This is a genomic window from Cysteiniphilum sp. JM-1 (genome assembly GCF_008711525.1).
Taxonomy (GTDB): domain Bacteria; phylum Pseudomonadota; class Gammaproteobacteria; order Francisellales; family Francisellaceae; genus Caedibacter.
In genome coordinates this window covers 52,592-73,248 of record NZ_VXKS01000007.1, presented here as the reverse complement: position 1 = coordinate 73,248, position 20,657 = coordinate 52,592, and the positions used below count along the sequence as shown (strand labels likewise).

Annotated in this window: 15 protein-coding genes and 1 tRNA gene; 10 read left to right on the top strand and 6 right to left on the bottom strand. The window is 39.5% G+C overall.

All coding sequences use genetic code 11. The features are described from left to right. Positions 1–111: 111 nt before the first annotated feature. A complete protein-coding gene (locus F3D68_RS04720; protein WP_151193305.1) occupies positions 112–591 on the bottom strand; it encodes a DUF2062 domain-containing protein in 480 nt (159 codons plus the stop codon). A 241-nt stretch (positions 592–832) separates the two neighbouring features. Between F3D68_RS04720 and aroK the strand changes: the two genes are divergently transcribed. The 7 genes from aroK to F3D68_RS04685 all read left to right on the top strand — a co-directional run bounded on the left by aroK (position 833) and on the right by F3D68_RS04685 (position 10,155). Continuing rightward, positions 833–1,357, top strand: a complete 525-nt coding sequence (gene aroK, locus F3D68_RS04715) for a shikimate kinase AroK (RefSeq protein ID WP_117003305.1) — start codon at positions 833–835, stop codon at positions 1,355–1,357. Continuing rightward, on the top strand, positions 1,354–2,442 hold the full coding sequence (gene aroB, locus F3D68_RS04710; RefSeq protein WP_224728234.1) for a 3-dehydroquinate synthase: 1,089 nt from the start codon (positions 1,354–1,356) through the stop codon (positions 2,440–2,442). The genes aroK and aroB overlap by 4 nt, the downstream gene beginning before the upstream one ends. A 129-nt stretch (positions 2,443–2,571) precedes the next feature. After that, positions 2,572–2,658 (top strand) — tRNA-Leu (locus F3D68_RS04705). Positions 2,659–2,769: 111 nt separating this feature from the next. After that, a complete protein-coding gene (locus F3D68_RS04700; protein ID WP_151193304.1) occupies positions 2,770–3,768 on the top strand; it encodes a RelA/SpoT domain-containing protein in 999 nt (332 codons plus the stop codon). Positions 3,769–3,872: 104 nt separating this feature from the next. After that, on the top strand, positions 3,873–4,634 hold the full coding sequence (locus F3D68_RS04695; protein ID WP_151193303.1) for a class I SAM-dependent methyltransferase: 762 nt from the start codon (positions 3,873–3,875) through the stop codon (positions 4,632–4,634). Positions 4,635–4,730: 96 nt separating this feature from the next. Then, on the top strand, positions 4,731–6,209 hold the full coding sequence (gene rng, locus F3D68_RS04690) for a ribonuclease G (protein WP_224728233.1): 1,479 nt from the start codon (positions 4,731–4,733) through the stop codon (positions 6,207–6,209). A 25-nt stretch (positions 6,210–6,234) separates the two neighbouring features. After that, positions 6,235–10,155, top strand: a complete 3,921-nt coding sequence (locus F3D68_RS04685) for a YhdP family protein (RefSeq protein WP_151193301.1) — start codon at positions 6,235–6,237, stop codon at positions 10,153–10,155. Here F3D68_RS04685 and F3D68_RS04680 read toward each other — a convergent pair. The 5 genes from F3D68_RS04680 to F3D68_RS04660 all read right to left on the bottom strand — a co-directional run bounded on the left by F3D68_RS04680 (position 10,149) and on the right by F3D68_RS04660 (position 17,017). Then, on the bottom strand, positions 10,149–10,886 hold the full coding sequence (locus F3D68_RS04680) for a 16S rRNA (uracil(1498)-N(3))-methyltransferase (RefSeq protein WP_151193300.1): 738 nt from the start codon (positions 10,884–10,886) through the stop codon (positions 10,149–10,151). The two genes, F3D68_RS04685 and F3D68_RS04680, sit on opposite strands and share 7 nt — an antisense overlap. Before the next feature lie 18 nt (positions 10,887–10,904). After that, a complete protein-coding gene (locus tag F3D68_RS04675) occupies positions 10,905–12,119 on the bottom strand; it encodes an amino acid permease (protein ID WP_117002563.1) in 1,215 nt (404 codons plus the stop codon). A 135-nt stretch (positions 12,120–12,254) separates the two neighbouring features. Continuing rightward, on the bottom strand, positions 12,255–13,655 hold the full coding sequence (gene ffh / locus F3D68_RS04670; RefSeq protein WP_151193299.1) for a signal recognition particle protein: 1,401 nt from the start codon (positions 13,653–13,655) through the stop codon (positions 12,255–12,257). A gap of 23 nt (positions 13,656–13,678) precedes the next feature. Further along, a complete protein-coding gene (locus F3D68_RS04665; RefSeq protein WP_151193298.1) occupies positions 13,679–14,251 on the bottom strand; it encodes a tetratricopeptide repeat protein in 573 nt (190 codons plus the stop codon). A 57-nt stretch (positions 14,252–14,308) separates the two neighbouring features. Then, entirely contained in the window at positions 14,309–17,017 is a 2,709-nt protein-coding gene (locus tag F3D68_RS04660) for a ribonuclease E/G (RefSeq protein ID WP_151193297.1), read from the bottom strand. A gap of 738 nt (positions 17,018–17,755) precedes the next feature. On the opposite strand from F3D68_RS04660, the gene clcA reads away from it, so the two are divergent. The 3 genes from clcA to tsaD all read left to right on the top strand — a co-directional run bounded on the left by clcA (position 17,756) and on the right by tsaD (position 20,604). Further along, positions 17,756–19,129 carry a H(+)/Cl(-) exchange transporter ClcA gene (gene clcA, locus F3D68_RS04655; protein ID WP_191092700.1) on the top strand — a complete coding sequence of 458 codons (1,374 nt, stop codon included), beginning with the start codon at positions 17,756–17,758 and terminating at the stop codon, positions 19,127–19,129. A gap of 237 nt (positions 19,130–19,366) precedes the next feature. Then, positions 19,367–19,594 (top strand): lipopolysaccharide assembly protein LapA domain-containing protein, encoded by a 228-nt coding sequence (locus F3D68_RS04650; protein WP_151193295.1) that lies wholly within the window; start codon positions 19,367–19,369, stop codon positions 19,592–19,594. After that, positions 19,591–20,604: a tRNA (adenosine(37)-N6)-threonylcarbamoyltransferase complex transferase subunit TsaD gene (tsaD, locus tag F3D68_RS04645; protein ID WP_151193294.1), complete on the top strand. Its 1,014-nt coding sequence runs from the start codon at positions 19,591–19,593 to the stop codon at positions 20,602–20,604. The genes F3D68_RS04650 and tsaD overlap by 4 nt, the downstream gene beginning before the upstream one ends. Positions 20,605–20,657: the final 53 nt, after the last annotated feature.

Genomic DNA, 20,657 nt, shown 5'->3' with positions numbered 1-20,657 from the left:
GGGATTGCTCGTACAGCTTAAGCTGTACGGGTGAGGGGTGATTACAACTCAACTTATTCCTAATCCATTACCTAAGTATACCCTTCGACTTACGCTCAGGGTACGGCTACTTTAATTATGTTTGGGCTTAAACAATGTAAATCCAAACCAACTAATGCTTGCCAGTATGATTCCAAGGATCAAGCCGATAATCACGCATCCTGTTATCAGTGGCATAAAAATATTGTGGATATGTGTGATCATCTGATGCCACTCAAAATGGTCTTCATAAAAAAGTGGTGTTTTGCCTAGAATAAAGCAGCCAAACAAATAGGCGCCATACATCATTGGTAGCATGGTAATGGGATTGCTTATCCATACTAAGGCAACAGCAATAATTAAGTTGGCACGCAAAAATAGTGCTAAGATTGCTGCAGGCACCATTTGAAATGGCATCGGCATCATACACATAAAACCACCGATAGCACAGGCTTTGCTGACACTGCTTTTGTCAAATTGCCATAAGAAATTATGGTGCATGTGTTTGTGTAAAAAGCGCAACCATTTATGTTCTTTCAATTCCTCTTTGCTAGGCAGCCATTTGCGCTTCACGATGTATTTCCATTATTCATAAACTTGGGAAATCATAGCAAAAAGTGATGATAAAAGCTGTTGAACACCGGCAAAAAAATAAAAAATCTATCCGTTATGCCAAGATCTCTTTAGTGCAAAAAATCTTGCTTAAAATGACTTTTTTGTGTATTTTGTTTTGGTTTTTTGAAGTGGATCATGCAAGGTTATGATCGTGTTGTGGGTCTATGTGTTAAACACATTAAACGTAATGTAGAGAAAAATGATTATTACTCAAAATGTTTTCTTGATTGGGCCAGTTGGTGCTGGCAAGAGTACAATAGGTCGTCAATTAGCAAGTGAGCTTAAGCTTGATTTTGTCGATTCAGATCGTGAAATTGAACAACGTTGTGGCGTTGATATTGATTGGATTTTTGATATTGAGGGCGAAGAAGGCTTTAGAAAAAGAGAGCAAGAAGTGCTCGGTGATTTAGCGACTCGTCAAGGTATTGTTTTGGCTACTGGAGGGGGTGCGATTATTCTGCCTGAGAATAGAACGCTGTTGTCATCACGTGGCAAAGTAGTCTATTTGCAAGCCTCAATTGAGCAACAATTAGAGCGTACAGCCAAAGATAAGAAGCGTCCATTATTACAAGTCGATGATAAGGAAGCACAACTGAAGAAGTTGATGGCAGAGCGTGAGCCGTTATATCAAGAGATCGCCGATATTACCATTGAGACAAGTGAAACGACCGTGCGCAATGTCGTGCAAAAAATCACAAATCTATTAATGGAAGAGGCGGTGTGATCACCGAGGTTGTCGTTGCTCCGAAGGGTAAGCCAAGTTACCCTGTCATGATTTCGCCTGATATTGATTTTACAAAACTTATTTCCTATATCAACAGCAAAGAAGTGTTGGTTGTTACCAATACCATAATTGCTGATTTGTATTTATCACAATTGGATAAAGCCATTAAAGATGAATGTTTTAAATATGCGCATTGTATTTTAGCCGATGGTGAAGCCTATAAAAACAGTGATTCTTTAAATACGATTTATCAACATTTGCTTGAGCGTAATTACACACGTAACTGTGTGCTTATTGCGTTAGGTGGTGGCGTTATCGGTGATATTACAGGGTTTGCAGCGGCTACGTATCAGCGCGGTGCTAATGTTATTCAGATTCCAACGACTTTGTTATCACAAGTAGATTCTTCGGTTGGCGGTAAAACGGCAATTAATCACCCACTGGGTAAGAATATGATTGGCGCTTTTTTTCAGCCGCAATTGGTGATGACGTCAACGCAATTTTTAAAGACTTTACCTCAACGTGAATTTGCCGCAGGTATGGCAGAAGTGATCAAATATGGCTGTATTATTGATGCTGATTTCTTTGCATGGCTTGAGCAAAATACTCAGCTATTAATAGCGCATGATTCAAATGCATTGATCTATGCGATTGCCAAAAGCTGCGAGCTTAAAGCGCGTGTAGTAAGCCTTGATGAAGAAGAAAAAACGGGTGTGCGTGCACTTTTAAATCTTGGGCATACCTTTGGACATGCCATTGAGTGTTGTCAAAACTATCAAGGGTTAAAGCATGGTGAGGCGGTTGCTATTGGCATGCTAATGGCTGCCGAGTTATCACAAACTTTGGGATTTGTTGATGAATTGGTTGTTGAAAGAATACGCGCACTACTGCAGTACTTCTCATTGCCCGTGGCGTTACCAAAAGGATTGAGTAAGACAGAATTTATCGCCACAATGTTACGTGATAAGAAAAATACCACAGCAGGTATTACGCTTATTCTGCTAGATGCAATTGGTAAGGCAAAAGTAGATAAGTCCGCCTCAGAGAGTGCTTTGTCGGCATTTTTATCAAGATATTTTGATTGAGTTTGTCTTGATTCATCATAAATTATTATAAAAGCTTAAATAGTGTTTGACATCAGGTGTCCTTTAGCTAGAATAGCACCTGTTCTCGCGATGCGAGAAGCTCAATTTATCATTCACACGAGTTTGTGTGCCAGAGTGGCGAAATTGGTAGACGCAGTGGATTCAAAATCCACCGGTGGCAACACTGTGCCGGTTCGAGTCCGGCCTCTGGTACCAAAAAGATTTTCTAAATTAAAATGTTGAATATCTGTTATGCCGTTAGACTATTTGTTATTTACTGTCATAATGACTAAAAGAATTTGATATTATCAGTAAAGTCAGGACGTTATGGTTACAGACGAACAAACAATCTCAAAAAGCCAGGCTGATAAGGCAGGAAAAATCCTGAGAAATCATGTAACAGATGAAGCTTTACAAGCACTATCTAACTGGAGGGCAATGCATGCACAGCCACTAACTGTCGCCTATAAATTACTAAAGCAGAAAGCTAAGATTTTGGATAAAGGTGCTATTTTGAGCCAAAGACTTAAGCGGACTCCTTCTATTACTGCAAAGCTGCAGCGCTATTTAGAAATGAAACTTAGTAGAATGCAAGATATAGGTGGTTGTCGATGTGTTTTGGCGAGTAAAGAGCAAGTGTTAACGCTTGCTGATCAACTGGCAAAAAAAGTAATAAAAATTGAGAAAAACTACTTTGATTCTCCAAAGAAATCAGGTTATAGAAGTCTGCACTTGAGCTATAAATATAATCCAACAAAAGAAGAAAATGCTAAATATCAAGGTTTGACGGTAGAGGTTCAATTAAGAACAAAGGTGCAGCATGCTTGGGCAACTGCTGTGGAAATTGTAGGACTTTTTAATCGAGAGATGTTAAAAGCAAGTACAGGTAATGAAAAATGGTTAGAGTTTTTTGCTCGAGTATCGGATGAGTTTGCCAAAATGGAACAATTGCCAACGACAGGACTGTTTGGTGATAATAATGTTGATCAAATAATTAAACTTGATAATGAACTTAATGCACTAGCTACTTTATCAAAATATAGAGTAACGACACAATTTATAGACAAAAAAGCGCCAAGTATTGGCGAGTATTATTTACTTATTTTGCAGGATCAAGAAATTAAAATTCAGCCTTTTACAAAAAATGGTTATCAAAGGGCGGTTGAAACTTATTTAGCTCTTGAAAAACAATTTAATGATGATCGAAACACAGATATTGTTTTAATTAATGCGCAACCTCTGAAGGAGCTTAAGAAAGCTTATCCAAATTACTTTGCCGATAGCCATGAATTTATTAGGCTGGCAAAGCAAACCATCAAAAGGTGAAGGTTGTTGGGCTGAATCTTATAAGGAAGTTTGCTTGTCATTTTTGACGAGTCTTAGGTTATTCACAATAATGAAACCTCAAACGGTCAATTGAGGATAAAACAATGACAACACAATGGGATGTTAAGCGTTATACAACACAACATAATTTTGTCACCAACTACGGTTATGAGGTGGTTGAGTTACTGGCGCCTCAACAAAATGAAGTCATATTAGATTTAGGTTGTGGCAATGGTGAGTTAAGTTACGAAATTTCCAAAAGGAGTCATAAGGTCTGTGGAATTGATTTTGCGCAGTCAATGGTTGAGCAGGCAAATAAAGATTATCCACATATTGAGTTTACACAGCACAATGCAGAATTGACTTTTCCTTTTGCCAAAGAAAGTTTTGATGCTGTTTTTTCTAATGCTGCCCTTCATTGGATGCACAATGCCGATGCGGTGATTAAAAATATCAAAGAAGTGCTAAAATCCAATGGACGCTTTGTTTTTGAGATGGGTGGTAAAGGCAATGTTAATAATGTGCTAACTGCGATTGAGACAGCAGCTCAAGCTTATGGTGTAACAAAGTTTAGTGCTTTTAATTTTTACCCATCAATCGCAGAATATGCGACATTACTTGAAAATAACGGTTTCCGTGTGACATTTGCTGTTCATTTTGATCGCCCAACCTTATTGCAAACAGGTGAGGGCTTACGCAATTGGGTAAAGATGTTTCGCAATGATGTCTTAAGCCAGATTCCAAATGATAGTCATGAAGATTATTTAAGCGAGGTTGAGTCGTTGGCAAAAGGTACACAATATCAAGATGGGCAGTGGTATGCTGATTATGTGCGTTTACGCATGGTGGCAATCAAGCTTAAGTAATTAAAGTCCAAAAACACTGTAAAAACTACTGCTGCACCGAGTTAAATCCAGTAAACTGTGCATGGATAAATTATTTTGATTTTGGTAGTGGCTGTTATGGTAAAAGCAGAGATTTTAATGAATATAGCAGCACACGAAAAGCGGGTTGCCGTGATCGAAAACGGTGTGTTGCAGGAAGTGCATTTTGAGCGTGAGAATCAGCGCGGTATTGTTGGCAATATTTATAAAGGGAAAATCACGCGGGTTTTACCTGGAATGCAGGCTGCGTTTGTTGATATAGGGCTTGAGCGCTCTGGCTTTTTACATGTTTCTGATGTTATGCCGATTGCTTCAGATGAAAGTGCTGGCATTGACTTAAACAGCAAAGAAGCTGATGTGCGTCATTGGCTGAGAGAAGGGCAAAGCATCTTGGTGCAAGTGCTTAAAGACCCATTAGGTAGCAAAGGTGCGCGTTTAAGTGCGCATTTGTCATTAGCGTCGCGCTATTTAGTGCATATGCCAGATTTAGATCATATCGGTATTTCTTTGCGCATTGAATCCGAGGAAGAGCGTGAGCGTTTGCAGCAAGTAATGAAAGAGGCGATTGGCTCTGATTATCCACGCGGATTTATCATTCGCACGGTTGCTGAGGGCTTATCTTCTGAGGAGCTTAGAAAGGATATTAATTTCTTGCAAAACCTATGGCAGGACGTCGTCGATTCAGCCAGTACTGTGACAAAGCCTGGTGTTGTTTATCAAGACTTAAGCCTGCTTATGCGTGCGTTAAGAGACTTTGCCAATGATAAGGTTGAGCGCATTCGCATTGATAATATCGATATGTATAGTGAGCTATGCCGCTTTAGTGATAAATTTGTGCCTGGAGTACGTGAGAAACTGGAGTTATATAGCTCAAATACACCAATCTTTGATATGTATGGTGTTGAAGAAGAGTTATCACGTGCGCTTGAGCGTAAAGTGCCATTAAAATCTGGTGGGCATATTGTTATTGATCAAACTGAAGCTATGACAACGATTGATGTCAATACCGGTGGTTATGTCGGTATGGTCAATCTTGAAGAGACAATTTTTAAAACTAATTTAGAGGCAGTACGCGTTTTAACAAGGCAGTTAAGACTAAGAAATCTTGGCGGTATTATCATTGTTGATTTTATTGATATGTCTGAGGAAGAGCATAAAGCTCAAGTCTTAGAAGCACTTGAAAAGGCGTTGGAACTTGACTATGCACGTACGACATTTTCACCTTTATCAGAGCTTGGTTTAGTTGAGATGACGCGTAAGCGCACGCAGGAAAGTCTGGCACAGTTTTTATGCGAGCCTTGCCCGATGTGCCAAGGAAAAGGTCGCATTAAATCAGTACAAAGCATTTGTTATGAGATTTTTCGCGAGATTAATCGTGAGGCAAATGCTTACCAAAGCAATGGCTTTTTGATTGTTGCTGCAAACTCGGTAATTGATGCCTTGCAAAATGATGAATCGTTTGGTCTAGGTGAGTTAGAAATTATTATTGGTAAACCCATTAAACTTCAGCCAGAATTAAGCTATGCTCAAGAAATGTATGATATCGTGCTAATGTAATTATGGATCTAATGAGCAGCAATTTATGAAAAGAAGAATATTTATATTATGGTTAAGTTCAGTATTTGCTACTTTTCTTATTGTTGCGTGTGTCGTTGGCTATGGTGTTTTAAGGCTTTTACCTGCTTATCAAAGCTCGATTGAAGATGTGTTGTCAAAGGTAACGGGCTCTAGTGTTTCTTTAAAGGTAGAGTATGCCAGCTGGCATGGTATCAATCCTGTGATTGAAGTCAGAGATGTCAAGGTTAAAGATAGAGGGTTTTCTCTTAATATTCCTAGAATGACTGTGCATATCAATGCCTGGCAATCGCTAATGAGTTGGCGCTTTGTGACCAGAGACGTCACTGTGGCAGCACCTAAACTTGTCTTTTATTCCAGTGGCAAAGGTTTCGATTATCGAATGTTGCAATCTTTATCAGTCGCGGAGATTGATGAAGTCGGCACTCGCTTGTCAAGTATCTTGGATTATTTATTGCAGCAAAATAATCTTGAATTGCAGAATATGCGCGTTGATATTCATAAAAATCCTCAATCATTGGCAAAACTGATAGTTAATGCAAATTATCAGCAAAGAACTCAAGCAAAAGGCGTTTTACGCTTGACACTACAACCGCAAAAAGAACATGATGAAAATAATCATCCTAGTCAGATTGATATTGTTTCTGTTGTTGAAGAAAAAGACGGAAAATACTATTTCGATAGTACCTTAAATGATAAGCATAATGTTTTGGCAACCTTAATTGATAACGTGACACAACAAGTAAAAATATCTCAGCTAATCGATCATCAGTTGGCATTGTCAGTGGTCAGCTCAGTTAAAGGACTAGATTCAGTGATGATCATGGGTGAGTTATCAAAAGCTGAGTTTAAAACCAGTCAATTAGATGAGTCAATATACAGTAATATCGTATTTAATTTGCGATTATTCCGTTATCAAAATCGCTTTGTATTAGGTGCTAATCCTTTGTCTTTTGTAACGAATCATAAGCGATATACCTTCAGATCAGCTCTTTTTTCATTAGACCAACACCGCTTAGTGATGAATATTCCACGACTTGATTTAGCGGATTTCTCGTCATTAGTGCAGATGGAAACCAGTGATTGGCGTAAAAACATTGTGCTCTCTGGTGTGCTAAGTGATGTGAGCTTTAGTTTTGATCTTCAGGATTTTAGTTTAAGTGGTATGCAATTAAAGGCGCATTTTAATGATCTAGGCATTGCTAATAGCGATCATAATGTCGATTTTAAAGGCTTAAGTGGCAACGTTTGGTGGCGTGAGAATCATGTAAAACTAAGCATAGACTCGCCAAATTTTGATATGGCAGAGAATCATATATTTAGCCGTGATTGGCCTGAGCTTACAGTTAGGGGAAATATAGATATTATCAAAGAGCCTTCAAAAATCCGCTTTGTGGTTGATAATTTAGCATTAACGAATGCGAATATTCATTTTACGACTGAAGGCTCCGTTGATGTGCCATTAACTACTCCTAAAGACTTTAGCCTTGATCTTAAGGGCAAGATTAATGGACAAAACCTCACAACTGAATATCAGGCCTTTTTGCCGCAAAAAGGAATCCCTAAACCGTTGTATGATTGGTTAATGCAGTGTTTATATGGTGCTAAAAAACTAGATGCAAGCTTTGTAATAAATGGCATTGCCCACAAAATTCCATATCCCAACAATGATGGCATATTTAAGATTGATGCGACCATTCAAGAGGGTAGTTTGTCGCCTTATTTTGGTTTAGGTGTCGCTCATCAAGTTATGGGTGCTTTGCATTTTGATAATGAGGTATTTACTGCTAAGGTTAATGGGGGATTTTTAGCTGGTATTCCGATCAAAAATGTCGATTTGAAGATTGATAATATTGCGCCGGATGTACCGGCAATCTTCAGTATCGATGCCGATGTTGCAACGAATAGCCAACATGCCTATGCGTATTTAGCGCAAACGAAATATGGAACCTTGGCACAACAAATTAATCAATATGCTGAGTATCAAGGGGACATTAATGCCAAGCTTAATATTGGTATTGCTCTGGGTGATCATACAAAAAAGGATCGCTTTGCAGGTAAAGTTGAACTTAAATCGGGTGTTGTTGATATTAAAAAACCGCTGTCTAAATCACTTTATGATGTTAATGCTGAAGTGCTGATTAATAATCAGACGCTCAAAATTCAAAATCTTTCAGGATTTTTGAATATGAAAATACCCTTTAATGTCAAGGGTGTGGTAGATGTCGCTGATCTTGAAAATCCGAGTATTAACCTTGAAGGAGGAGCATCTGTCAAATTTTCGCCTAGATTCAGTGCTGAGCAATTAGATTATGGGATATATCATGTGATGCAAGGTGTGTTGCCATTTGACTTTGTGATTAAAGGTAATATCAATGAAGGTATTTTGCAAGTGAGCTCTAATTTACTGGGTTGGCAAAATAACTTGGGTGAACCGCTAACGAAAAAAAGCTTTGAATATACGCCATTGTTATTAAAAAGCACATGGCAAAAAAATCAATCAGAAAAGAAGATAGCCTCATGGCATCTTAGTAGCAAGTTGGATATCAAGCATCAGGACAAGATAAGCGCAAGTCTTAATGTCAATGACAAGGGTGTTGTGTCTGATGTTGGCTTATATGGGCAGCTATCAACAATAAGTAGCCAGCTGATAGTCAATGCAATGCAAAGTATCAGTAGTGCTGATATTATAAATGTAGCAAATAAAGAACAATGGCAGCAGGTTTTGCACTTAGATGTGCCGATGGTTGATAAAGAACTTAGTCAAACAGGATGTTTTGTGGTTGCAAATTATAATGACTGTGTTTATCGACAACTTAATCAGTTACTGCGCCCAAAAGTGATGCTCAGTATTGATCAGTTAAACCTTTTTGGTAGTAATTATCAGAGTGTCACTTTGCAAACCAATAGGGCGCATAACTATACAAACTATATTGCGCGTGGGGAATTGCAAAAATCATTGGTTATCAGTGTGCCTGATACGTTAAGTGAACCGATTGAAGTCAGTGCGGATAATTTGTTTTTTGCTTTGCCACAAAAGGAAAAAGAAACTGAAAATAAAAATAATAAAAGTAATGTAAATAATACGAACGACTTTATGACGATGTTAAACACGTTATTAACGTCTGATGTGCTACGTAAAACGCCCGATATGAATGTCAAGCTGATCAACCTGCAAGTAGGTGGTTACTCGATCCCAAATTTTCTAATGGCAACAACGGTTAGAGGAGGAGCATTATCGATTCCGGTATTATCCGCCTATGATCCAAATGCCAAGTTATTAGCAACAGCGAAGCTTTCCTCGTATGGTAGTTATATACATGCAAATGTCTTTTCATTAAATTGGGGTAATATGCTGCATAATTTTGGCTATGATGACTTCTTAAAAGGCGGATCTGGCAATGTCCAAGTGCAATTAAGCTGGTCAAATTTCATGCCAAATGTTTCGATTGTTTCAGGTAAGGCAACGGCTGATTTACTCAATGGCGTCGTGTTGTCGGTTGATTCAGGGATTGCTAAATATATTGGTTTATTAAGTTTGGATTCATATTTCAAACGTTTATTTATGCCTTATGATGATTTTGAGCATCGTGGGATGGCGTTTAATAGTGTGGTTGGTGCTTATACGCTTGATAATGGTTTGGCAAAAAGTAACCCTTCAGTGATTATTGATACCCCTAGCTTTGCTTTGGTGGTGACAGGTGATGTTGATATAACTAATAAACAGTTAAATCAGCGTATTAAATATCAGCCGCATTTCTCGGGAACAACCGCGGCAGTGGCAGGTGCTATTGGTGGTCCTGTTGTGGCTTTTGCGACTTACTTAGGCACAAAACTTTTAGGCAATACGGTATTTAAAAATATTGGTTTAATAAGTTTTGATGTGACGGGTAGTTGGGATAAACCAACTCTTAAACAGGTTCAGTAATCACCCCATAAAGCCTGCAATATGGCGATAATTGCCAAGGGTGCAGTTTCTGTACGTAGTATTCTTTTACCAAGACGTATGCTGTGACAGCCTTTATTTAATGCAAGCGATTCCTCATTATCACTAAAACCACCCTCAGGACCGATATAAATAGCAAAACGTTTAGCATTTGATTGCTGTTGATAGCGATGGGTAATTGTCTCATTGCTATGAGGAGATAGGAATAACTTAATATCTGCATCGATCGTTAATACATCAGCTAAAGCTTGAGGCATATTAACTTTAGGCACAAATACACGAGCGGATTGCTCACTGGCACTTATGGCAATTTTCTGCCAATGATCTAGTTTATGCGCTATGCGATCTTGATTAAGCTTGTAATCAACGCGTTCGGTTAGCATTGGTGTGAGTTCATTGACGCCAAGCTCAGTGGCTTTTTGAATGACTGTTTCTAGCTTGTCGCCCTTAGACAGCGCCTGAAAAAGATGAATATGAATGGGTGATTCATTTTGCTTTTCAGTTTTAGATAATATCTGAAGTATCGCTTTTTTTGGATCTGCAAGACTGATCTCAGTAAGGTACTCAAGCCCATCAGTATTATTAAATAAAATAACTTGATGACCCTGTTTATGCCTTAATACACGAATAAGGTAATGACTTGTTTCAGCAGAAAGGGTGATCATTGCGGATTGCGCAGAAATCTCAGGATAAAATACACGAGAAATTCTCATATAATAACTCGCTTACGGTTAGGCAGAAAAATGAATCACAATGATGGCAATACCAGCAATAAATGAGATAAGCCACAATAGCGAGAACTGACTAATTTTATAATGAAAAACATGCCCTGATTTATTGAGTTTATAGGCAATAACGGCAGGCATCATTAAGAGTAAAACAGCGATACACACACCAACATAACCAATGGCACTAATAAATAGATTAGGGTCAAGCAAGTTAACTAATAATGGAATAATAAAGGTGAGAATAATTGCGATAAGAATCTTAAATTGAGCAGGCAGGCGATTTAAGCGATAGCTATCAACATTAAAGTGATAAAGTGCCAAGCTGACACCTAAGTAGGATGTCATGACTGATATATCGGTAAAGACATTCATGCTGATATTAGCAGTTGTTGTTGTGATTTTTTCTTTTAATGCATGTAGGATGTTACCGACATTTGCCTGATCAATACTCATATGATCAAAAATAGAGCTCATAAAGCTGATCGGTCCATGCAAAGGTAATACGCCAAGTACTGCAATTAACCATAAAAAGTAGAGTATTAGCGGGATGAGGCTACCAATAAAAATCACGCGAAATAATGCTTTAGCATCTTGATTAAGATAATCACTTAGGGTTGGTACAATAATATGTGATGTAAAAGAAGTAATAATGACGGGGATCGCAATTAATAAGGTTGGTACTAAATCAACGGGTGATACTGCAAGATTGCTAAAGTCAACAAAGTGCAAGAAAATCAAACAAACAAGTACTAGGAAAATAAGCTTAGCTGAGAGCAGTATGCGATTGATCACATCCACAGCGGATGTGCCAACAACAACGATTGCCCCAAAAACAACAACAAATATTAATGACCATGCGCTTGAGGAAATGCTAGGTAGTAATGAATTAAAAGCAGACGCAGCGCCTGAGATATACGCCACACTAATGCAGTACATCAAGAGCAAAAATGAAATCCAAGTGATAATAACACCAGGCAAACCTAATGTACGCTTAGCAATAGAGGCGAAGCTTGCGCCTTTTGGCATTGATAGCGAGATATCAGCAATTAAAAGTGCAGTATAGGTCATAATGCACCACGCAATAAGCATCACAATGCTACTGATAAAAAAGCCAAGCTTGGCGGTGATTATGGGGAGCGCTAAAATACCAGCACCGATCTCAGTACCGGTGACAATCATCATGCAGCCAAGCTGCTTTGCCAATGAGTTATTTGCCATGAAAAAGTTTCCAGATATTGAAGGTTTTGATTACTAAAATGTTACAGTACCTGATTTTCCTGCTGCATAAAAGTGAAAATATTAGATAATTTATTTTTGAAGTCGATCAAATGAAGTTGAGTCAGACAAGCTATTTTAGAATAGCTTGCCACCTTTGCCACCAGAAGGCATCATGCCTGGCATGTTTTTCATTTGCTTCATTTGGCGCATAGCGCCCATCATTTTGCCCATGCCGCCTTTGCCACTGATTTTCTTCATCATCTTTTGCATTTGTGTGAACTGCTTTAATAGGCGATTAATATCTTGCACTTGTGTGCCAGAGCCTTTAGCAATACGCAGTTTACGTGATGACTTGATAAATTCAGGTTTGCGACGTTCAAAAGGGGTCATCGAGTTAATGATGGCTTCCATTTGTACAAACATCTTATCGTTGACTTTATCCTGAAGATTAGCAGACATGTTACCCATGCCTGGCAGTTTATCCAGCATTGAGCCGACACCACCCATTTTCTTCATTTGTTGCAACTGACTTTTGAAGTCTTCTAAGGTGAATGATTTACCTTTTTTAAGTTTTGTTGCAAGCTCTTTAGCTTCTTTTTGATCGACTTTATGCTCAACTTCTTCAATCAAAGAAAGCACATCACCCATTCCTAAAATGCGTGAAGCAATACGATCTGGGTGAAATGGCTCTAAAGCATCGGTTTTTTCACCCATCCCGATAAATTTAATCGGTTTGCCAGTAATCTCACGAATAGAAAGAGCAGCTCCTCCTCTGGCGTCACCATCGGCTTTAGTCAGCACAACACCGGTTAACGGCAAAGCATCATTAAATGCTTTGGCTGTATTTGCCGCATCTTGACCGGTCATGCTATCAACGACAAAGAGCGTCTCCGTTGGTTTCATCGCATGATGTAATGCTTTGACCTCATCCATCATCTTAGCGTCAATATGCAAACGCCCAGCAGTATCGAGTATTAAGACATCGCATACTTGTTGCTTGGCAAGTTGCAAGGCTCTTTGTGCAATATCAATCGGCTTTTCATCAGCTGACGATGGGCAAAAGCTGATATCTAGGGACTCGGCTAAAGTTTGTAGCTGCTTAATCGCCGCTGGTCGATAAATGTCGGCACTGACCACCATGACTTTTTTGTTTTGACGCTCTTTCAAGAACTTTGCAAGCTTTGCCGTAGTCGTTGTTTTACCAGAGCCCTGTAAACCTGCCATTAAGATAACAACAGGTGGTTGAGCGCTTAGATTAAGTGTTTCATTTTTCTCACCTAATGTGTGTTCAAGTTCTTTTTTGACCATTGCAATAAAGGTCTGCCCTGGTGTGAGACTTGTGCGGATTTTCTCACCCAATGCTTCTTCTTGAATGCGACTGATAAACTCTTTGACGACGGGGAGGGCAACATCAGCCTCAAGTAATGCCATACGCACATCGCGTAAGGCACTTTTGATATTGTCTTCGGTTAAGCGACCTTGACCCTTGAGTTTGTCAAGTGAGCCACCTAAGCGTTCGGATAAACTTTTAAACATATGTTTTACCTGTTTATTGTGCTTTAAGCATCTTTTTGTAATTCATGTTGATAAATGAGTTTCATGGCAGCAATGTTGCCATAATTAGCAGCCTTATTAAGCCAAATAAAGGCTTGGTGAAGATCGGTTTTTGTATAATACGGTTGATCTTTGCCAATATATGACCGGCCTAATAAATACATCGCCTCAGTATTACCTAGCTTGGCTGAGTCAATAAGATAAGCATGGGCTTTTGCTGGTTGATTTTTAGCGTTGTAAATCAGTGCCAAGGCGCGATAGGCATTGGCGCGATAGTCCCTGGGTTGTGCCAGATTTTTCTTATCAAGGAACTTATCAAAATACTTGATCGCCGTATCATAATTAGGTTTAACGGCAATGCCATAGGTGTAATAAGTCCCTAGAAAGTAAGGGGAGGTTGGGCAGCCGTTATTATAGAGCTTGGTAAATGCAGGCACCGATTGGCTATATTGACCATGTTTAAACAATGCATATGCGTCATTATAAGCTTTGGAGCGACAAGCATTTGCTGTTTGAATGCTGAAACTTGCTAATAAAATACCACCAATAAAAAGTGCGTTACGTTTAAAGTGCGTCATAATCCATCCTCACATTTTGAAATGGTCATCACCTTAAAAAGGTGATGACTGCTTTATTTAGGCTTTAGTGATATAGCCTTGAGAGTTAACATCAACCGCAGGAGAGTATTCCATGTGCGCCGGTTTACGCGCTGATTTGCGAGGGCGCGGTTTTCTCTCTTGTTTGTTGTTATCGTCATGATCACTTGCTTCAACTGTTTCAAGTTCGCGATCATCAGTAGTGCTATTATCACTTTGTAGTGTGGTTTCACCGATGATAATTCCAATTTCTTCCGCTTCTGCTGTTGATTCCTGGGCTTCTTTAGCCTGTTTGGCAAGCTCTTTTTGCTTAAGCTTTTCTTCTTTGGCAATTTGAGCAGTTAATGCTTGCGTATCCACCACTTCAAAGTTTAAGTATTTAACTTTGCGGGTTTGTGAAGCATGCGTTTCAATCTGAACAGCTTGATCACTGGCCAGTGTCGTAACTTCGGCTAAAACTTCTTTGACCATCACTGAAATCTTCTCTTCAGGTGTGGTTGAAATCGTTTTCATAATCGCTTTTTCTTTCGCCGCTTTTTGTGCTTCAGGTGAATCCTTTTTCAGTGCAGCAATGTCAACCATCTCTTCACTTTGGTGAACTTGTAGGCGTTGATTATTGCGGTTATTACTACGGTTGCCCTTATTACCTCTATCACGATCATTTCTATCATTACGATTGTTGCGGTCATTACGATCATTCTTATTGCCACGATCATTGCGATTGTCGTTGTTATCGCGTGCGTCAGTAGATTTGTTATGATGATCGTTACGCTCATCACTTTGTTGCTGATGACGAGGCTTATTCTCGTGCTGATTTTTATTGTTATTGCGATTATCGCGACGATTATTATCACGGTCATTATTGCGTCCATCACGAGATTGAGACTTATCGCGTTGATTATTGCGCTCATTATTTTTGTTATCAGCTCTATCTTGCTGACCTTTTTTAGGTTGCGTAGATTTCTGTGATGGTTTTTGATCACGTGCATCACACTCAGTGCTAGCTTCTTTATCGCTGAAGAAAAAAGCGCTTAATTTTGCCCAGAAACCCTTGGTCTCAGCCTTGTTATGCTTGGTTTCTTTGCTCAATTCTTTGTTAACTTGTGGCTTATCTTCAGTTTTTTTGCTGTCACTATTGTTAGATGTGTTGTGAGAAGGTTGATTATAATCAGCCGATTTTAACGCAGGCTGCTTTGATTTATCTTGTTTTGGTGCTTTATAAAGTTCAACATCTTTTTTATCTTCAATCAAATCATAGCTTGGGCGACTTGCCGTATAAGCATCGCCCCAAATGCGTTGCACGCTGTAATGTGGCGATTGCAAATTAGCGTTAGGGATTAAGGTAACCTTCGTGCTTGTACCTTCTTCAATCTGAGATAACTCATCGCGCTTCTCATTTAAAAGGAATGTCGCAACATCGATTGGTAATTGTACACGTAACTCATTGGTTTTTTCACGTACTGCCTCAGCATGAACATTGCGTAAAATCGATAAAGCTAATGACGGGATTGAGCGAATAAAACCGTGTCCTGCGCAACGTGGGCATGAGTGCATCACTGATTCACCAAGAGATGCTTGTAAGCGCTGACGTGAGATTTCGACTAAGCCAAACTTAGAGATACGCGTCATTTGAATGCGTGCGCGATCATGGAACAAGGCGTCAACCAACTTTTGCTCAACGGCTTTTTGATTCGGGAAGAATGCCATATCAATAAAGTCAACAACGATTAAGCCACCAAGATCACGTAAACGTAATTGTCGCGCGATTTCCTCAGCTGCTTCCAAATTCGTCTCAAAAGCTGTCTCTTCGATGTTGTCACCTTTGGTAGAACGTGCTGAGTTAATGTCGATTGCAGTTAATGCTTCCGTAGTATCAATAACAATGGATCCACCTGATGGCAATTGCACTTCACGTTTAAACGCGCTTTCAATTTGCTTTTCAATTTGGAAAGCGTTAAATAATGGCAGATCTTTTTTATAAAGTTGTAAACGCTCAACAAAGCCAGGACGTAGCATGCTTAATTGGCGCTTAAGATCTTCGTAAGATTCCTCATCATCGATAATGATTTCTTTGATATCTTCTTTTAAATGATCACGAATAGCACGAATGGTTATATCACTTTCTTTATGAATTAGAAAAGGCGCTTTACGCTGATATGAAACACGCTTAATCGCATCCCAAAGTGTTGTCAAAGTGTCAAGATCCGCTTGAATTTCATCAGCTGAGCGATCAACGCCTGCGGTGCGGATAATAACGCCCATATTGGCAGGGATGGTTAGCGAATCAAAAAGTGCTTTAAGTTTTTGACGCTCATCACCTTCGATGCGGCGAGAAATTCCACCGGCACTTGGGTTATTGGGCATCAATACCATATAGCAGCCGGCAAGTGTGATGAATGTTGTTAAAGCCGCACCTTTTGAGCCACGCTCTTCTTTAGCGATTTGCACAATCAGCTCTTGACCGACATCAAGCAACTCGTTTAACGGTGTATCTTGGTCTTTAGCAGTTTTCTTGAAGTATTCAGGTGAAATTTCTTTAAACGGTAAAAAACCATTCTTATCTTCACCATAGTTAACGAAAACAGCATTTAAGCTTGGCTCAATGCGTGAAATTTTTGCTTTGTAGATATTGGCTTTTTTCTGTTCTCTGTCAACACTCTCGATGTCTAAATCCATCAATTGAACGTTGTCGACGATTGCAATACGCGTTTCTTCTGCTTGACGCGCATTGATTAACATTTTTTTCATGTGTTGTTATCCTTTTAAATTCAGGTTGTTTAAAAGGTACAAAGGATGAAGCTAAGTGTTTAGATGATGTGTTTGCATGAAATAAAGCGCGTGCCTGGCTAGTTAAAGCCCAATAAAAGCACACTGTTATTGTTATTATTGTTATAAAAACAATCATCTTTTTTTGTGATTCCTATAGTTTTCTCATCTTGCGTTTGCGCCTATATGACCAAAAACGCAAATATTCTGCTATGGTCACTTATGTTCTTTGTCATAAGTGTTTACACAAATTAAGGACACTTAAACCTTGTCCTAATACCTTTGTGTGATTTAACGTTTAATGTGTGCAACCCTTGTGAGCAGACGCTCCAAGGTCGCTTGCAGTTTCTTTAGATAACTGCAGTTATTAATCATCTAAATCTGTTTTGCATATTTTATGCTTTCTCTTAAAAACACATAACAAAGACCCAAAGGTCGATACACTATGTGCGGCTGGATTTTAAAGCGTCATGTAGATGAATGAGTCATTGGCTAATTGCGCTAACGCAATTGACTTCTCCCAGTCGATGTACAATCGTCAAAATCCATATCAAATTGTCGTTTGTTATTGCGCTATAAAACTATCGAGCAAAAACAGCGGTATTCTAGCAAAAGGTCACTGTGAATGAAAGTTAAATTGTTGAATGCTTGTAATAATCTTAAAGAGTTTCTATGCTAATGCCTAGGATATAGAAAAATGAAATCATTTTAAGGATGAGGATGAATAAAGTTCATTACCCCAAGGATGTATTGCGATCAACCGTCTATGGCGGTATTGTTGGCGTGTTAGTGGGAAGTATTGGCGCACTTTTTCAGTTATGTATCCATTGGATATTGGCAGGGCAGCAAGCAGCTTTTACTGCGCTACAAGATCATCTGTTCTTACTCTGCCTATTTAGCATGTTCTTCTCCAGTGTGTTTTTGATTTTATCGTTAGTTATTGTCAGACATATGGTGCCTGAGGCTTCAGGTAGTGGTGTCCAAGAGATTGAAGGGGCACTTGAGGGTGTGCGCGAGCTTCGATGGTGGCGTGTGTTACCTGCGAAGTTTATTGGCGGGGTGATGTCTTTATCAAGTGGACTTGTCTTAGGAAGAGAAGGCCCCACCATCCAAATGGGTGGTGCGATTGGTCAGTTGGTTAAAAGTATCTTTAGATTGAATAATGATTATGCGCATGTGCTTATCGCAGCAGGTGCAGGAGCTGGTCTTGCAACGGCATTTAATGCGCCTTTAGCGGGGATCTTGTTTGTGATTGAAGAAATGCGTAGGCAATTCAAATACAGCTTTCAATCATTGCAAACGGTGATTGTTGCTTGTGTTGTTGCAGATATTTTGCTTGAAGCATTACTACAAACAGGGGGGTATAATATTCGCCAGATGATGGATATCGATATGACGGCGTACAATGCGCCACCTTTGTCAAGTTTATGGCTTTTTGTCGTTTTTGGTGCGATTTTTGGCGCATTGGGTGTGTTGTTTAATAAGTATCTGGTGCATTCATTGAACTTTTTTGCTAAGCGCTCAGGCTTTGATTTTTGGAAGTGGATCATTCTCATTGGTGCGGCAACGGGTTTGCTTATTGTCTTTTTGCCGCATGTGGTTGGCGGTGGTTATAAAGTGATGCCCGATGCATTGCACGGTGAGATTGCTTTGTCAGCCTTAATTGCTTTATTTATTTTGCGCTTTGTCACGACTTTGGTTAGCTATGGCACAGGAGTTCCTGGCGGGATATTTGCACCCATGCTAGCATTGGGGACGGTTTTTGGTATGTTTTTTGGCATTGTTGCGCATGCGCTTTTTCCGGATCTTATAACCAATCCACAAGTTTTTGCTGTTGCTGGCATGAGTGCACTTTTCACCGCGACGGTTAGCGCGCCATTAACTGGAATTGTACTTGTTGTTGAGATGACGATGAATTATGCGTTGATCTTGCCATTGATTGTTACGTGTTTTAGTGCAACGATTGCCGCGATTTTTATGGGGGGAAGCCCTATTTATAGTACGCTATTGAGTCGTACGCTTGTATTGGCAAAACGTAAAAGACTTTATCTGTCATTTAAAAAGGACAAAAAGCGTAAAAACAGAAGTTTGTAGGGGCGTATTGCATACGCCCATAAAGATATATACCGTTCGTAAATCATTTTGCGGTGTTCGATGCTAAAGAAGTTTTTGATAATTTTGAGTGATTGTATTGCAGGTAATAGCTAGGACTATTGGCAAAATACAATCACTCAAAAGTGCAGGGAATTCGAGGGCAGAAATATTGTAAAATGGTTTGTGAACGGTATACTACCATGCACGGCATGAATTAATGCATATACTATAGGAGATATGATGCGTTTATTGGGATACATAATCTTAGTGATTATCTTTGTTTTAGTTGCGGCATTGGCAGTATTAAATGCACAGGAAGTGACCTTTAATTATTTGCTTGGTACGTTTCATTTGCCGTTGATATTGCTACTGTTGGTGGTTTTTGTCTTGGGGCTTGTTATCGGTATGGTTTTAATGCTGCTGTCACGCAAAAGAAAACTGCGTGATAAGGCTGTTAAGGAATGATTGTCCTTGGCATTGAAACATCATGTGATGAAACGGGCATTGCCATTTATGATGGCTCGAAACACAAACTTCTTGCTAATGCATTGTTTAGCCAGATTGATTTGCATGCGCAATATGGTGGTGTGGTGCCTGAGCTTGCCTCGCGTGATCATGTAGCCAAACTCATTCCACTGACTAAAGAAGCATTAGCATATGCAGGACTGACACTTGAGGATATTGATGCCATTGCTTATACGGCAATGCCAGGGCTAGTTGGTGCGCTAATGGTTGGCGCAACATTTGCCAAAACATTAAGCTATATGCTCGATATTCCTGCGGTTGCAATTCATCACTTGGAGGGGCACTTGCTGGCACCGTTATTAAGTGAAGAGGCTAAGCCTGAGTATCCTTATGTGGCGTTATTGGTTTCAGGTGGGCATACACAGTTAATTGCCGTTAAGCGTTTTGGGCAATATGAACTATTGGGTGAGTCGATTGATGATGCCGCAGGTGAGGCGTTTGATAAAACGGCTAAATTATTGGGGTTGCCTTATCCTGGTGGTCCACATTTGGCAAGCCTTGCTGAACAAGGGCGAGCAGGTGTTTTTACTTTCCCGCGTCCGATGTGTGATCGTCCTGGGTTTGATTTTAGTTTTAGTGGCTTGAAAACAGCCGTGCTTAATACTTGGCAGGCGCAGGAGGATCAAAGTGAACAAATTAAAGCGGACATTGCCTATGCATTTCAAGAGGCGTTGATTGACACGATTGTCATTAAATGTAAGCGTGTATTAAAACATATCAGCATGAAAAATTTAGTCGTTTCAGGTGGCGTTAGCGCTAACAAGGGATTGCGATCAGCGCTTAGTGAGTTAGCACTTAAAAACCATTGGCAGGTTTATTACCCGCCTTTGGCGTATTGCACAGACAATGGGGCAATGATTGCTATAGCGGGTGCTTATCGTTTAGCAAATGGCTTTGTTGATCAGGATATGGTAATCAATGTGAAGCCAAGAGCACCCCTTAATCTATAGAGAATTACGAAACTATCTTAGAAAACCAGTTGTCAGTTTGAATGGTGATGATA